The sequence below is a fragment of the Pandoraea terrigena genome (assembly GCF_902459705.1).
GTDB lineage: Bacteria > Pseudomonadota > Gammaproteobacteria > Burkholderiales > Burkholderiaceae > Pandoraea > Pandoraea terrigena.
In genome coordinates this window covers 154,276-167,963 of record NZ_CABPRU010000012.1, presented here as the reverse complement: position 1 = coordinate 167,963, position 13,688 = coordinate 154,276, and the positions used below count along the sequence as shown (strand labels likewise).

13 protein-coding genes are annotated in these 13,688 nt (G+C 65.9%); 6 read left to right on the top strand and 7 right to left on the bottom strand.

What is annotated here, in order from left to right; all coding sequences use genetic code 11:
• Positions 1-13 precede the first annotated feature (13 nt).
• The 5 genes from PTE31013_RS20565 to PTE31013_RS20545 all read right to left on the bottom strand — a co-directional run bounded on the left by PTE31013_RS20565 (position 14) and on the right by PTE31013_RS20545 (position 4,384).
• Positions 14-1,009, bottom strand: a complete 996-nt coding sequence (locus PTE31013_RS20565; protein WP_150614489.1) for an amidohydrolase family protein — start codon at positions 1,007-1,009, stop codon at positions 14-16.
• 37 nt (positions 1,010-1,046) lie between these two features.
• Positions 1,047-1,601, bottom strand: a complete 555-nt coding sequence (locus PTE31013_RS20560) for a 3-hydroxyanthranilate 3,4-dioxygenase (protein WP_150614488.1) — start codon at positions 1,599-1,601, stop codon at positions 1,047-1,049.
• Positions 1,602-1,648: 47 nt separating this feature from the next.
• Positions 1,649-2,083, bottom strand: coding sequence for a RidA family protein (locus PTE31013_RS20555; RefSeq protein WP_150614487.1), 435 nt, complete (start codon positions 2,081-2,083; stop codon positions 1,649-1,651).
• Positions 2,084-2,171: 88 nt separating this feature from the next.
• The gene (locus PTE31013_RS20550) at positions 2,172-3,644 is read right to left on the bottom strand and encodes a 2-hydroxymuconic semialdehyde dehydrogenase (protein ID WP_150614486.1); all 1,473 of its coding nucleotides are present in this window, start codon (positions 3,642-3,644) and stop codon (positions 2,172-2,174) included.
• 173 nt (positions 3,645-3,817) lie between these two features.
• Positions 3,818-4,384 carry an SRPBCC family protein gene (locus PTE31013_RS20545; RefSeq protein ID WP_150614485.1) on the bottom strand — a complete coding sequence of 189 codons (567 nt, stop codon included), beginning with the start codon at positions 4,382-4,384 and terminating at the stop codon, positions 3,818-3,820.
• Between the two features lie 304 nt (positions 4,385-4,688).
• Between PTE31013_RS20545 and PTE31013_RS20540 the strand changes: the two genes are divergently transcribed.
• From PTE31013_RS20540 to PTE31013_RS20515, 6 genes are all read left to right on the top strand, one after another.
• Positions 4,689-5,732, top strand: coding sequence for a LacI family DNA-binding transcriptional regulator (locus PTE31013_RS20540; RefSeq protein WP_246174765.1), 1,044 nt, complete (start codon positions 4,689-4,691; stop codon positions 5,730-5,732).
• Positions 5,733-5,926: 194 nt separating this feature from the next.
• On the top strand, positions 5,927-6,940 hold the full coding sequence (locus tag PTE31013_RS20535; RefSeq protein WP_150614483.1) for an extracellular solute-binding protein: 1,014 nt from the start codon (positions 5,927-5,929) through the stop codon (positions 6,938-6,940).
• Between the two features lie 55 nt (positions 6,941-6,995).
• Positions 6,996-7,820 carry an ABC transporter permease gene (locus tag PTE31013_RS20530; RefSeq protein ID WP_150614482.1) on the top strand — a complete coding sequence of 275 codons (825 nt, stop codon included), beginning with the start codon at positions 6,996-6,998 and terminating at the stop codon, positions 7,818-7,820.
• Positions 7,760-8,641 (top strand): ABC transporter permease, encoded by an 882-nt coding sequence (locus PTE31013_RS20525; RefSeq protein ID WP_425495580.1) that lies wholly within the window; start codon positions 7,760-7,762, stop codon positions 8,639-8,641. The genes PTE31013_RS20530 and PTE31013_RS20525 overlap by 61 nt, the downstream gene beginning before the upstream one ends.
• A 43-nt stretch (positions 8,642-8,684) precedes the next feature.
• The gene (locus PTE31013_RS20520; protein WP_150614480.1) at positions 8,685-9,728 is read left to right on the top strand and encodes an ABC transporter ATP-binding protein; all 1,044 of its coding nucleotides are present in this window, start codon (positions 8,685-8,687) and stop codon (positions 9,726-9,728) included.
• Positions 9,729-9,735: 7 nt separating this feature from the next.
• The gene (locus PTE31013_RS20515) at positions 9,736-10,563 is read left to right on the top strand and encodes a phosphodiesterase (protein WP_150614479.1); all 828 of its coding nucleotides are present in this window, start codon (positions 9,736-9,738) and stop codon (positions 10,561-10,563) included.
• Between the two features lie 91 nt (positions 10,564-10,654).
• Here PTE31013_RS20515 and hmpA read toward each other — a convergent pair whose 3' ends face one another.
• Positions 10,655-11,857, bottom strand: a complete 1,203-nt coding sequence (gene hmpA / locus PTE31013_RS20510) for an NO-inducible flavohemoprotein (RefSeq protein WP_150614478.1) — start codon at positions 11,855-11,857, stop codon at positions 10,655-10,657.
• A gap of 276 nt (positions 11,858-12,133) precedes the next feature.
• The gene (locus tag PTE31013_RS20505) at positions 12,134-13,639 is read right to left on the bottom strand and encodes an ankyrin repeat domain-containing protein (protein ID WP_150614477.1); all 1,506 of its coding nucleotides are present in this window, start codon (positions 13,637-13,639) and stop codon (positions 12,134-12,136) included.
• Between the last annotated feature and the right edge of the window lie 49 nt (positions 13,640-13,688).

Genomic DNA, 13,688 nt, shown 5'->3' with positions numbered 1-13,688 from the left:
GGGAAAGCCCCAGTTACAGCCCGAAGAACTCGCGGGCGTTCGCTGCCAGGATGCGATGCCGAGCCGCGTCGTCCAGATCGGGGTGGCTGGCCACCAGGCGCCCGATATCCTGCTCGCCGAGCGGGAACGGATGGTCCGAGCCCAGCATGATGCGCTCCACCCCCATGGTGTCGACCAGCAGGCGCAAGGCCCGCGGGTCGAACACGGCGCTGTCCACGTAGAAGCGATCCAGATAATGGGAGGGCGGGTGCGGGCTGTCGGCGCGCACGATGTCGCGGCAATGCCAGGCGTTCTCGGCGCGGCCCAGCAGATACGGGAAGGCGCCGCCGCCATGCGCGAAGCACAGTTTGAGCGAGCGGGGCAGGCGCTCGAACGCGCCCGAGAGGATCAGCGAAAGGATCGAGAGCTGCGTCTCGGCGGGCATGGCGACCAGCCACGGCATCATCCATCGCTTCATGCGGCCGTCGGTCATCATGTCCCACGGATGGACGAGCACGGGAATGTGTTCGTTGCCGCAGTGCCGCAAGAACGCCACCAGTGCTTCGTCGTCCAGGTCCTTGTCGCCGAGATGGTTGCCGATCTGCACGCCGATATGGCCGCTCGCCTTGGCGCGCGACGCCTCCGCGCAGGCCAGGTCGAGATCCTGCAGCGGGACTTGCGCCATGGCCTTCAGGCGCGTTGGCGCGTAGGCACAGTGCGCCAGTGCCAGATCGTTCATGCGCTGCACCCATTCCATGACCGCGTGCCCGTCGTAGCGATAGCCGAACATGATCGGCGTGGCGCACACCACTTGCAGGTCGATGCCGTGACGGTCGAGTTCTTCGACGCGCAGCGCAGGGTCCCACAACGCGCGGTAGACCGGGCGGAAGGCGCGGTCGTCGAGCATGATGTTGCCGGTCTCGCCGCCCTCGTCGATGCGCAGCCAGGGCGCGGTGGCGGGGTCGAGGCGGGCCGCGTCCTCCCGCGTGATGCGCGGGAAGAAGTGGGCGTGCATGTCGATTTTCTTCATGACGTGACGTGTGAGGTTCGGGGCACGGCGCCGCGGGTCAGGCGCGCGACGCGGCCGGGGTCTTGGGTTGGGCCGCGCGGCCTGGATGGATCTCGCCGCAGCTCGGGCAGCGGCGCAGCGACTCGGAGCCATAGAACGCTTCGAACAGCGGCGGCAGGTCGGTCACGATGCTCTTGAGTTGCACTTCCACGCGGTGTACCTGCGTGCCGCAATGGAGGCAGTACCACTCGAAGCCGTCGAGCCGTCCGGGCGGGCGCTGGCGTTCGATCACCAGGCACAGGCTCCCCGCCTCGGGCCGCTGCGGCGAGTGGCGCACGTGCGGCGGCAGCAGGAAGATGTCGCCTTCCTTGAGGTCGATGCGCTCCGGGCGGCCGTCTATCCAAAGATTGACCCACGCGTTGCCCTTGAACTGATAGAAGAACTCTTCGAGCGGATCGTCATGGTAGTCGGTGCGGTGGTTTGGTCCGCCCACCACCGTCACGATGAAATCGCTGTCCTGCCAGACCTGCTGATTGCCGACGGGCGGCTTGAGCAGATGCGCGTGATCGTCGATCCAGCGCTGGAAATTGAACGGCTTGCCATACGTCAACATGCTGTCTCCCGGGTCATGTGGCGTCAGGTGGAGTGCTGGGCTGCGCTTCAGCGCGAACGCGGCGCGTAGGCCACGCACTTGATTTCGATGAGCAGCAACGGATGCGGTAACTGGTGCACCGCCACCGTGGTGCGCGTCGGGCCGCTTTCGTCGAAATACTCGCCATACACGGCGTTGTAGCCACCGAAGTCGTTCATGTTCACGAGGAACGCGCCGACCTCGACCACGTCGGCCAGCGTGGCGCCTTCGCTGGCAAGAATGTCACGGAGGTTTTCGATGACGGCGCGCGTCTGCTCGCGGATGTCGAGTTGCGTCACGCCCAGCGCATCGACCTGTGCGCCGGCGTAGGTGTTGTCCGGGCGGCGCGAGCTGGTACCCGAGACGAACAGGAAATCGCCAGCGCGCTTGATGTGCGGGAACCTGCCGCGCGGCTTGGCCTTGCCGGCCACCACGCGGGCCTGCGTGTCTTGTGATGCGCTCATGAGTCGTCAGTCTCGGTTGTGCTTTTTTCTTGGAATGGCGCACGGCGACGGGGGGCTCGACCCCCATCGATTCCCCCGCACCGTTGCCTCACAGTTTGATGCAGATGTTGGTGATTTCGGAATAGAAGTCGAGCGAGTGGCGTCCGCCTTCGCGGCCCAGTCCCGAGCGCTTCACGCCGCCGAATGGCGTGCGCAAGTCTCTCAGGAACCAGGTGTTCACCCACACGAGTCCGGTCTGGAACCGACGCGACACGCGATGCGCGCGCGACAGATTCGTGGTCCATACGCAACCGGCGAGGCCATAGTCGCTGTCGTTGACCCGGCGGATCACTTCGTCCTCGGTATCGAACGGGGCGACGTGGCACACGGGACCGAAGATCTCTTCGCGCACGCAGCGCGCCGTGTCGGGCAGGCCGGTCCAGACCGTCGGCTGAACGAAGGCCCCGTCGTCGCGGGCATCGCCGAAGACTGGCACGCCACCGCCGGTGACGACCGTTGCGCCTTCTTCAACCGCCAGGCGATAGTAAGCGAGCACTTTGTCACGATGCTTGCGGGATACGAGCGGACCCATCTGTACGCCTTGGGCGTCGGGCGCATCGACGCGCAGCGCGGCGGCGCGCTCGGCCAGCGCGGCCACGAACCGGTCGAAGATCGGCCGCTCGACATAGACGCGCTCCGAACACAGGCACACCTGGCCCGCGTTGGTGAACGACGAGCGAACCACACCGTCGAGCGCGCGTTCGAAGTCGGCATCCGCGAATACGACGGCAGCGTTCTTGCCGCCCAGCTCGAACGAGATTTCCTTCACACCGTCGGCCACGGCCTTCATGATGGCGCTGCCGGTGCGCGACTCGCCCGTAAAGGTGATTGCCGCCACGTCGGGGTGTTTCGTCAGGTGCTCGCCGGCCGAGTCCGGCCCGAAGCCGTGCACGAGATTGAAGACCCCTGGCGGCACGCCGGCGGCGTCCATCACCTCGGCAAGCAGCGTGGCGGAAGCGGGCGTCTCCTCCGACGGCTTGGCGACCACGCAGTTGCCCATGGCCAGCGCGGGGGCCACCTTCCACGTGAAGAGCAGCAGCGGCAGGTTCCACGGCGAGATGATGCCGATCACCCCGAGCGGTTTGCGTGTGACATAGCTCATGACGTCGCCACCGTCGGCAGCGCGCATGTCGTACATCTCGTTGCCGGCCGTCTTGACGAGGTCGGCGAACATGCGGAAGTTGGCGATGCCGCGCGCGATGTCGAGGGTGCGGGCCTGCTCGACGGGGCGGCCGGTGTCGGCCACTTCGGCCGCGACGAAATCGTCGAAGCGCGCCTGGATGCCGTCGGCGATCCGATGCAGCACGGCCGCGCGCTCGGTGGGCGTAGTTTTGCCCCACGGCCCCTCGTGCAGGGCGCGCCGCGCGGCGCGTACGGCACGGTCGACCGTGGTGGCGTCGGCTTCGCAGACCTTCGCGACGAGCCGCCCGTCGACGGGGCTGACATTATCGAACTGGCGATCGGTGGTGAGGAACGCACCGTCCACGTAGTGCCGCAGCAGCGGCGAAGTCGCAAGGCTCACGAGGTCTCCTGGAGCAGAGTGATTTTTGCAGGGCGGCACGGGCACGCACACCAAGGCACGACCGCCGGATGCCCTCCAGTCTAGGCATCCGGATATATAAAAAATAATGAAAACTACTGGATCGTCTATTCCTGAATGGAATAGCAGGGATCGACAGCGATCCGCGGGAAGACTCAGTGATGGGTGTCGTGGCTCATGCGTGCGCGCGCTTCGCGCAGGTCGCGCGGATTGCGCTCTTCGCCAATCGCGGCGGGCGGCAGGTCGGTATCGAGACACTCGACGAGATGGGCATTGAGCAACGCCGCGAGGCCTTCGCCGCCACGTCGCATCACGTAGTTGTGATTCCAGCGGAACAGCGGACGGGCAATGGGCGCGAGCTTGTTCATCCAGACGCGCTCCGTATGCACATCCCAGGCATAGCGCACGACAGTGATCGGCCCTTCCGTGTCGAGGAACCAGACGCCGGTGCCTTCCAACTCGCCTGACGCGACACTGCGCACCTCGCGCATCGGGTCGACGTGCGTCACACGCGTCTCGATGGTGAGCGAATAGGGCAGTGCGCCGTGCCATCTCAGCACGCGCACGGCGCCCACGCCATTGGCGTCGCCCGGATCGAGCGTGCGCACGTCGCGCACGCATGGCCACCACCGCGCCCAATGGTCGACGTCGCGAATCGCGTCCCAGACTTCGTCGAGCGGCGCGGTGAGCCGCCACAAGGTGAGGAAGTGATAGTCGTTCATGGCCGATCCCGGTCGTGGAGGGAGGGGGTGCCGTCATGCCCCGTCGGGCGGGGGAATTCCAGTATAGGCGCCATCCCGACGTTAGGCGTGCCGCCTGTGTCGATGCCGCCCGGCCGCGCGTGCGACGACGCGGCGCGCAGATCGGCATGCGACGCGACGGTACCTGTCCGTCGTTGTGCCTTGTCACGAAATCATCACATCGTATCCATAGAATCCCGAAGTGAAAACGTTTTCGTAAACGTTTACATTTGCTCAAAATCCGTCAACGGCAAGATTCGACGGCATGACACACAAGGAGAACGGCGTGGCAGATATCCGGGACGTGGCGCAGCGCGCGGGGTGTTCGATTGCGACGGTATCGCGCGCGCTCAATTCGCCCCAGTTGGTGCGTCCCGAGACGCTGGCGCGGGTGCAGGCGGCCGCCGCCGCGCTGAAGTTCCGTCCCAATGCACTTGGCCGTCAGTTGCGCGGCGAGCGCACGGGATTGATCGGCGTGATGCTGCCCACGCTGGGCAACCCGGTCTTTGCCGATTGCCTCGAAGGCATCGAAGCCGCCATCGACGGCACGGGGCGGCGGTTGTTGCTCGTTACCACGCAATACGACCCGGAGCGTGAGCGCAACGCCATCGAGACCTTGCTGCAACAGCGCGTGGACGGTCTGCTGCTCACGTTGGCCGACGCCGAGCACAGCGTGCTTCTCGACGATCTCGCCGCCGAGGGGGTGGCGTGCCAACTCGTCTATAACGACGCCCCGGAGCGTCCGTGCGTCTCCGTGGACAACCGGGCTGCCGCCGCGCAGGGGGTGGCCATGCTGATCGAGGCGGGGCATCGCGACATCGTGATGGTGACGGGCGCGTTGCATGCGTCCGACCGGGCGAAGCGCCGCTATCTCGGCTACGGCGATGCCATGCGGGCCGCCGGTCTGACGCCGCTGCCGGCTTTCGAAATCGACTTCAACAGCGGGGCCCGCGGTGAGCGGGTGCGCGAATGGCTGGCGCAGCGCGAGCGCGACGGCGCGCGCCCCACGGCACTGTTTTGCTCCAACGATCTGCTCGCCCTCGGCGTGATGCGCGCCCTGCGCGAGGCCGGTCTGCGCGTGCCGGACGATATGTCGGTGCTGGGCTTCGACGGGCTGGCCGTGGGCGAGTTGCTCTCGCCCACGCTCGCCACCGTCGTGCAACCGAGCGTGGAGATCGGCCGCCACGCCGCGCAACGCTTGCTCGCCCAGATCGACGCGCGCGGGGGGGCGACGCCCTCGCACGACGCCTCACTCGGGCATGCCTTGATGCTGCCGCACGAGATTCGTCGCGGCGGCACGGTATCGGCGCCGCCGCGACGGCAGGACTGACGCGATATCGAACGACAGGCAACGGTAACCCACGGTTTTGAAGTGAATGCAGTCGCAAGGAAAGCGGCCGACGACTGGCTCCGTGAAGAGAGTCCAGCGCCGGCCAAGGCAATCAGGCATCCGGGCGCGAGGCCCGCACTTAACCGGCGGCACGAGAGTGCCGCCACCGCTCAGACATTCAGGAGCCTACCGACATGAAGCTTTGGATCACCCGCGCCGCTCGCACGCTGGCGCTATTTACCCTGCTGGGCGCTGGCGCCGCGCAGGCCCAGCAGAGTGCCATCTGCTACAACTGCCCGCCGGAATGGGCCGACTGGGCCGGCCAGGTCAAGGCGATTGCGCAGGACACCGGCATTCGCGTGCCGCTCGATAACAAGAACTCGGGCCAGGCGGTCGCGCAGTTGATCGCCGAGCAGAAAGCGCCGGTGGCCGACATCGTCTACCTGGGCATCACCTCGGCCATCGAGGCGGCGAAGAAGGGCCTGCTCGCGCCGTACAAGCCGGCGAACTGGGATCAGGTGCCGGCCGCCATGAAGGATCCGAACGGCATGTGGACGACCATCCACTCGGGCACGGTCGGCTTCTTCGTGAACCGCGACGCCCTGGAAGGCAAGCCGGTGCCGCGTTCGTGGGCCGACCTGCTCAAGCCGGAATATCGCGGCATGGTGGGTTACCTGGATCCGAGCAGCGCGTTCGCCGGCTATGCCGCCGCGATTGCGGCCAACCAGGCGCTCGGCGGGTCGATGGACAACTTCGGTCCGGCCATCGGCTACTTCCAGAAGCTCAAGGCCAATGCGCCGATCGTGCCGAAGCAAACGGCGTATGCGCGCGTGCTCTCGGGCGAAATCCCCATCCTGATCGACTTCGACTTCAACGCGTACCGCGCCATCTACAAGGATCGCGCCAACGTGCAGTTCGTGATCCCGAAGGAAGGCACCGTGTCGCTGCCGTACGTGATCGCGCTCGTGAAGAACGGACCGCACGCGGCGAACGGCAAGAAGGTGATCGACTACACGCTGTCGGACAAGGGCCAGGCCCATTGGGCGCAAGCGTTCCTGCGTCCGGTACGTGCGAGCACGATGCCGGCGGATGTCGCCGCCAAGTTCCTGCCGGCGACCGACTACGCACGGGTGAAACCGGTCGATCTGCAGAAGCTCGCCGCGCAGCAGGAAGCGTTTGCTCAGCAGTATCTGAAGAACGTGCGCTAAGCACGTTGGGCCGGTTCGGCCCGTCGTTCAACGAGGAAGAGGAGCAAAACAAGCGATGCGTGACTTGACCCTGCCGCGCGGCTGGCGCGTGGCACTGCTGCTACCGGCGCTGGCGGTCTTTCTGGCGTTCTGGCTGTTGCCGATGGCTGCCCTGGTGCAGGTCAGCGGCGACGGTCACGCGTTCGAGACCTATCGCGCCATTCTCACCAATGCGCGTTATCTCGACAGCCTGTGGCAGACCATCGTGCTCTCGGCACTGGTCACATTGGCCACGCTGGCGTTATCGCTGGTGGCGGGCCTCTTCCTCACCCGTCACGACTTCCTGGGGAAATCGGCCCTCGTGTCGATGCTGACCTTGCCGCTGGCGTTCCCCGGCGTCGTGGTCGGCTTCATGGTCATCATGCTGGCGGGGCGTCAGGGCCTCATCGGCGATCTGACGGCGAAACTCCTCGGCCACAAGCTGGTGTTCGCCTACTCGCTTGCAGGGCTCTTCATCGGGTACCTCTACTTCTCGATTCCGCGCGTGATCCTCGCCGTGATGGCCGCGGCGGAGTCACTGGATCACTCGCTCACGGAAGCGGCGGCGTCGCTGGGCGCCGGGCCGTTCGCCATCGCGCGCGACGTGACGCTGCCCGCGCTGGCGCCGGCGTTGATCGCGTCGGGCGCGATGTGTTTCGCGACCTCGGTCGGCGCGTTCGGCACGGCCTTTACGCTGGCGACCGACATCGACGTGCTGCCGATGACCATCTACACCGAGTTCACGCTCAACGCCAACGTGGCGACGGCGGCGGCGCTCTCGGTCATTCTCGGCATCGTGACATGGGCGGTGCTCATGCTGGCCCGCAATTTCACGGGCCAGACGGTTGCCGCCGGAGGTTGATCCGCATGCTCAAGAAAACGCTCTTCACGCTGCAACTGCTGCTCACGCTGCTCATGTGTGCGTTCCTGCTGGTGCCTGTGGGCATGTCGATTCTCGCCGGGCTGTCGGTGAACTACTTCCGGGGGCCGTCGGCCGGCCTCACGTTCAAGTGGGTGATCCAGGTCTGGCAGGACTATCACGACGCGATTCTGAATTCGCTTTACGTCGGTGCCGCCACGCTCGTGGTGGTGACGCTGCTCGGCGTGCCGGCCGGCTACGTGCTGGCGCGCTGGCGCAGCCGCATGGCGCGCTGGATCGAGGAATTGCTGACGCTGCCCATCGCGCTGCCGGGGTTGGCCAGTGCGCTTGCGCTGATCAGCGTGTACGGCGGCATGCGCAGCTTTCGCGAAAGTCTGGCGTTCATCGTCGTGGGACACGTGATCTTCACGCTGCCGTTCATGGTGCGTGCCGTGGCGGCGGCGTGCGCCGACTCGCGCATCAAGCTGATGGAAGAGGGCGCGGCGAGCCTCGGCGCGGGCTTCCTGCGGCGCTTCGCGACCGTCGTGCTGCCCAACATCCGCAGCGAGATCGTGGCGGCCGCGCTCATCGTGGTGACGCTCTCGCTCGGCGAATTCAACCTGACCTGGATGCTGCACACGCCCGACACCAAGACGCTGCCCGTGGGCCTGGCGGACGCCTACGCGTCGCTGCGCCTGGAGATCGGCAGCGCGTATACGGCGGTGTTCTTCGTGCTGATCGTGCCGTTGCTGGTCGTCATGCAGATGACGGCGCAGCGTGCCAAAGTGTCGAATGGGAAAGCCTCGACGCGTGGCCGCGCTTGATCCGACGGAGCCACGTATGTCACCGAATGCCAAGGATATGACGATGAAACTGACTTCCATCCCGATTCATCTCGAACGCTGTGCCAAGACGTTTCACGGCAACACCGTGCTGCAACCGCTCGACTTGACGATCGGGGCGGGCGAGACGCTGGTGCTGCTCGGTCCGTCGGGGTGCGGCAAGACCACGACCCTGCGCATGATCGCCGGACTCGAGCGGCCCGATGCCGGCGGCCGCGTGCACTTCGGCGATGAGGACGTCACGCGCCTGCCCATCGAGAAGCGTCGCGTGGGCATGGTGTTCCAGAACTACGCGCTGTTCCCGAACTTCACCGTGCGGGGCAATGTCGCGTACGGCCTGAAGCTGCGTGGGCTGCCGGCCGCGCAGATCGACAAGCGCGTGAACGAGCTGCTCGATCTGGTGCAGCTCACCCCGTTTGCCGAGCGCGCCATCGCGCAACTCTCGGGCGGTCAGAAGCAGCGCGTAGCGCTGGCGCGCGCGCTCGCACCGGAGCCGCGCGTGCTGCTGCTCGACGAACCGCTGACGGCGCTCGACGCCAAGCTGCGCGAGACCGTGCGCGCCGATATGGACCGTCTGCTGCGCGGGCTGGGAGTCACGACGGTGTATGTCACCCACGATCAGGACGAGGCGATGGCGCTGGGCGATCGCATCGTGGTGATGAGCGCGGGGCGCATCGAGCAGATCGGCGCACCGCGCGACATCTACTATCAGCCCGCTTCGCGCCACGTGGCCAACTTCGTCGGCACGCTCAACCGGCTGGCCGGCGTATGGCGCGAGGGGCATTTCCATCTGGAGGGCGGACGTTTTGCCTGCCCGAACGTGCGTACGGACGTACAGGAGTTGTACTTCCGTCCGGAAGACGCGGTGGTGGTGCCTGCGGTCGATGCGCCGCTCGTTGGCCGTATCGAGGAAGTGCAGTTTCTCGGCGACCGCACCCGCCTGACGCTGGGCGGTGTGTCCGCTGCCGGGTCGGTACTGGTCGAAGTCTCCAGCCGTCGAGAGTGCCGCGTCGGCGAACAGGTGGGGTTGTCGTTGCCCGCCGCCCATGTCTTTTCGCTTCACGGATAATCTACCCATGCTGTTCGCGCAAATCAGCGACCTTCACATCAAACGGCCCGGCAAGCTGGCCTATCGGCGCGTGGATACCGCCGCCTATCTCGAACGCTGTGTGGCGCGTCTGAATACGCTGGTGCCGCGTCCCGACTTCGTCGTGCTGACGGGCGATCTCGTTGATTTCGGCGCGCGCGAGGAATACGAGCACCTGCGTCGTCTGCTCGCGCCGTTGCAGATCCCGTATTACTTGGTCATCGGTAATCACGACGGGCGCGACGCACTACGCGAGGTGTTTCCCGAGCACACGTATCTCGGCCAGCCGGGCAGCTTCGTGCAATACACGGCGATGCTCGGCGCGCTGCGGCTCGTGGCGCTCGATACGCAGGACCCGCCCAACGGCGGCGGGCGGTTGTGCGACTCGCGTCTGCAATGGCTGGAAGCGACGCTCGCGAGCGATACCGCCACGCCGACCGTGATCGCCATGCATCATCCGCCTTTCGCTTGCGGTATCGAGCACATGGACATCCAGGCGCTAAATACCGCGGATGCCGCGAAGCTCGCCGCCGTCGTGCGCCGATTCGACAACGTCGAGCGTTTGATTTGCGGCCACGTTCATCGCCCGATTCACGTGCGCTTTGCGGGCACGATTGCAAGCGTATGCCCGTCACCGGCGCACCAGGTTGCCCTGGATCTGCGCGAGAGCGGGCCGTCCGCGTGGGTGCTGGATCCGCCAGCATTCCAGTTGCATCGGTTCACGCCGCAGATCGGGCTGGTCTCGCATCTCGCCTTCGTCGACGATGCGGGCGGCTCGCATCCGTTCTATGACGCGTCGGGCGCGTTGATCGACTGAGGTGCCGTCGGCGGCGTGGCTGGATTCCGAGTGCAAAACGACACGAGGCCCCCGAATTCGGGGGCCTCGTGTCGTTTACCGCGGCGCGGGCTTAGAGCAGGTGGTCGAGGGCGTCCGGACCGAAGACTTCACGATGCAGACGCTCGGCCGGCACACCGGCGTCGCGCAAGGCACGCCATTGCTCTTGCATGAACGGCACCGGACCGCACAGCAGGTAGTCGGCGTTGGCGGGCAAGGCGAGCCGGGTGATGTCCATCCGACCGGCGTAGGTATAGTCGGTGCCTTCGTGCTCGTGACTTTGCGGCGTTTCGAAGAACGTCGCCACGCGCAGGTTCGGCAGTTGCGTTGCGGCGAACGTCAGGTGACGGCGCAAGGCGACGTGCGAGCCATGGCGCGCGGCATGAGCGAACAGGATCTCGCGGCGCGATCCCTTGGCGGCCAGCGCGGCGACCATCGACATCATCGGCGTGATTCCGACGCCGGCGCTGAGCAGCACGAGCGGGCGAGCCTCGTCGAGCGACGTCGTGAATTCACCGTACGGCGCGCTCACAAGCAGACGATCGCCGGCCTTCACGTTGGCGTGCAGCCAGTTCGAGACCTGGCCGGCCGGCTTCGTTTCATCCGCGGCCTCAGCCTTGACGGTGATGCGCCAGTGCGCGGCTTGCGGTGCATCGGACAGGCTGTATTGACGGCGCTGTTGCAGGCCATCGGGCAACGTCACCGAGACGCTCACGTATTGTCCCGGCGCGAAGTCGCCCGGCGAGCCGCCTTCGGGCGTGGTCAGGTAGTACGACACGATGTGATCCGTTTCGCGGTCGACATCGGCCACGACCAGTTCGCGTAGCGCGCCCAGCGGGGAGTGCGTGCGCTCGGACAAACGCGCTTCTGCGGCGATCAGTTCGCCCGCGAGCAGCCAGTAGGCTTCGTCCCAGGCGGCGATCAATGCGGGCGTGGCGGCGTCGCCCAGCACGTCCTTGATGGCGCCGAGCAGATGGCGGCCGACGATCGGGTAATGCGACGGCGTGATGCCGACCGACACGTGCTTGTGCACGATGCGCTCCAGCACGGGACCCAGCGCCGCGGCGTTGTCGATGTTCGCTGCATACGCGAACACGGCCGAGGCGAGCGACTGCTGCTGCGCGCCGCTGGCTTGATTGCCCATGTTGAAGAGGTTGCGCAGCTCAGGATGTGCTTCGAACATGCTCGCGTAGAAGTGGCGCGTGATCGCAAGACCGTGCTCGCGCAAAACGGGAACACTCGCATCGATGTAGGGGCGGGAAGCTGCGGAAAGCATGGCAAAAACTCCTGAGTTTGTAAGATGCAATTCATATGCATCTTTTTTGTCGCACTTGTGGGTATTCCATCAGCACCGCCGGATCTCATTGTGCGGAAGATTCTCGGTGCGGCATTCGGCCGCCGGTATCCCTCGGCTCACAACACGACAACCACTTGAGGGACCCGGCGAGCGCATTATAAGATGCAAATTAAATGCATGTTATGGGGATGCGACGGAATGTCGCATTGGCGCGACGCAGAGCGACGGCGGGGGCGACCGATGATCGGGCGCGCGCTACCGGCGCTGGGTGGCCTTCTGTTGTGCGCTGTTGCGCGTCTCGGTAACGAACGCGAAGCTGGCGCGCACAAATCGGGTGCGCTCGGCCGACAGAAAGGAGAGCGCCGTATCCCCGGATCGGTTGGGCCGGGTGGGATCCCCGCCATACCGCAGTGCGGTGGTGAGCATGTAGTCGGCGAGAATGGCGCTCTCACGCATGCGTGTTGCGCCTGCCAGGGCGTGCATGAGCGTATTGCCGCCTGGCCCGCCGACGTTGGCATTCGGGTGGAGCGCGAGCAGGACTTCCGCGGCGCCGCAGTATCCCTGCCGCGCTAGCCACAGCACAGGGAGGGTACCGTCAGCGTGCGGTTGTGCGAGATCGGCGCCGTCGCGCTGAAAGGACATCCCCAATTGAAAGAGCGATTCGTGAGGAAGCAGCGGGTCGTGCCCCTGTGCGTTGAGGCGATGCGCCTCGGCGGCCAAGGCGGCGACGAAGGGCGGCACATGGCGGTCGGCGTTCGGTGCGCTCGGCGGCGTGGCGGCCGACACGCCACGCCTTGCCCGCTCGCGTGTCTGCGCAATCATTGTCTGGTTGAGCCGCAGGTACTGCGCGAGGCCGTCGCGTAGCAGCGCGCGCGGTGTCGTGCCTTCACGGTTGGGTTCGTCGGGATTGCCGCCGAATCGCAATGCGAGGTTGAGCAGGAAAAAGGCAGAGACGGCGTGCTGCCTGAGATGGGTGACTGCCGCGAGATAGTGCATGAGCGTGTTGCCGTTGCGGTCGGCGTTAAGGCAACACGCGCCAAGCGAAAGCAGCGCTTCTGCCGCTGCGCAATAGCCGTTCAGCGCGAGCAGCATGACGGGCGGAGACCCTGTGCGAGAGCGCAGCGACAGGTCGGCCCCGTGTGACTGCAACGTCGCGCCGAGTTGGCGAAACGACACATGCGGGACGAGCAAATCATGGCCTTCGAGGTAAAGGCGTTGGGCCTGGGCCGCCAGTGCGGTGGCCACCAGTGGCACACCGCTGGCGGTGCGCTGATTGGCGTCGGCGCCGAAGCGCAGCAGTGAAGGCAACCATTCGGGGGCGACTTGGCTGCACACATGCGAGAGCGGCGCGTGGACATTGCCGGGCACTTCAGACGCCGCGACGTCGTTGGTCGTGTCGCGGCCGCTGGCGACCAGCACCCGGAGCGCCGCAGCGAGTGTTCCCGTCGGTTCGGTGGGGGCGGGGGCATTCAGGATCGAATCGACAAACACGTTGAGGTAGGCCGATGGTGACGCGGCAAAGCGGAGCCAAAGCTGCAGTCCTTCGTCGCTCAATAGCAAGGCGGCGTCCTCGGGACATAACTGCTCGCGGCGCGTGCGGTCAATGAAGATGCCGGCGTCGTCGAGTTTGGCAAGGGAGCGCTCCTGCGCCGACATGCAGAACAGCGTGGCCATCGAAAAGGCCATTTCCTCGGGGCGGGACGCGCCGCCAATCAGGCAACTGTCACGTAGCTCGCGACCCGCCGTCGTGTTCAGGTTCATCAATATTTCCCATGCCTGCTCCGGCGTGCATTGCGCATGACGTTTGGCG

Coding starts and splice junctions, on each gene's coding strand:
- PTE31013_RS20565 (WP_150614489.1), bottom strand. CDS start 1,009: ATGAAGAAAATCGACATGCACGCCCACTTCTTCCCGCGCATCACGCGG.
- PTE31013_RS20560 (WP_150614488.1), bottom strand. CDS start 1,601: ATGTTGACGTATGGCAAGCCGTTCAATTTCCAGCGCTGGATCGACGAT.
- PTE31013_RS20555 (WP_150614487.1), bottom strand. CDS start 2,083: ATGAGCGCATCACAAGACACGCAGGCCCGCGTGGTGGCCGGCAAGGCC.
- PTE31013_RS20545 (WP_150614485.1), bottom strand. CDS start 4,384: ATGAACGACTATCACTTCCTCACCTTGTGGCGGCTCACCGCGCCGCTC.
- PTE31013_RS20535 (WP_150614483.1), top strand. CDS start 5,927: ATGAAGCTTTGGATCACCCGCGCCGCTCGCACGCTGGCGCTATTTACC.
- PTE31013_RS20530 (WP_150614482.1), top strand. CDS start 6,996: ATGCGTGACTTGACCCTGCCGCGCGGCTGGCGCGTGGCACTGCTGCTA.
- PTE31013_RS20525 (WP_425495580.1), top strand. CDS start 7,760: ATGGGCGGTGCTCATGCTGGCCCGCAATTTCACGGGCCAGACGGTTGC.
- PTE31013_RS20520 (WP_150614480.1), top strand. CDS start 8,685: ATGAAACTGACTTCCATCCCGATTCATCTCGAACGCTGTGCCAAGACG.
- PTE31013_RS20515 (WP_150614479.1), top strand. CDS start 9,736: ATGCTGTTCGCGCAAATCAGCGACCTTCACATCAAACGGCCCGGCAAG.
- hmpA (WP_150614478.1), bottom strand. CDS start 11,857: ATGCTTTCCGCAGCTTCCCGCCCCTACATCGATGCGAGTGTTCCCGTT.
- PTE31013_RS20505 (WP_150614477.1), bottom strand. CDS start 13,639: ATGAACCTGAACACGACGGCGGGTCGCGAGCTACGTGACAGTTGCCTG.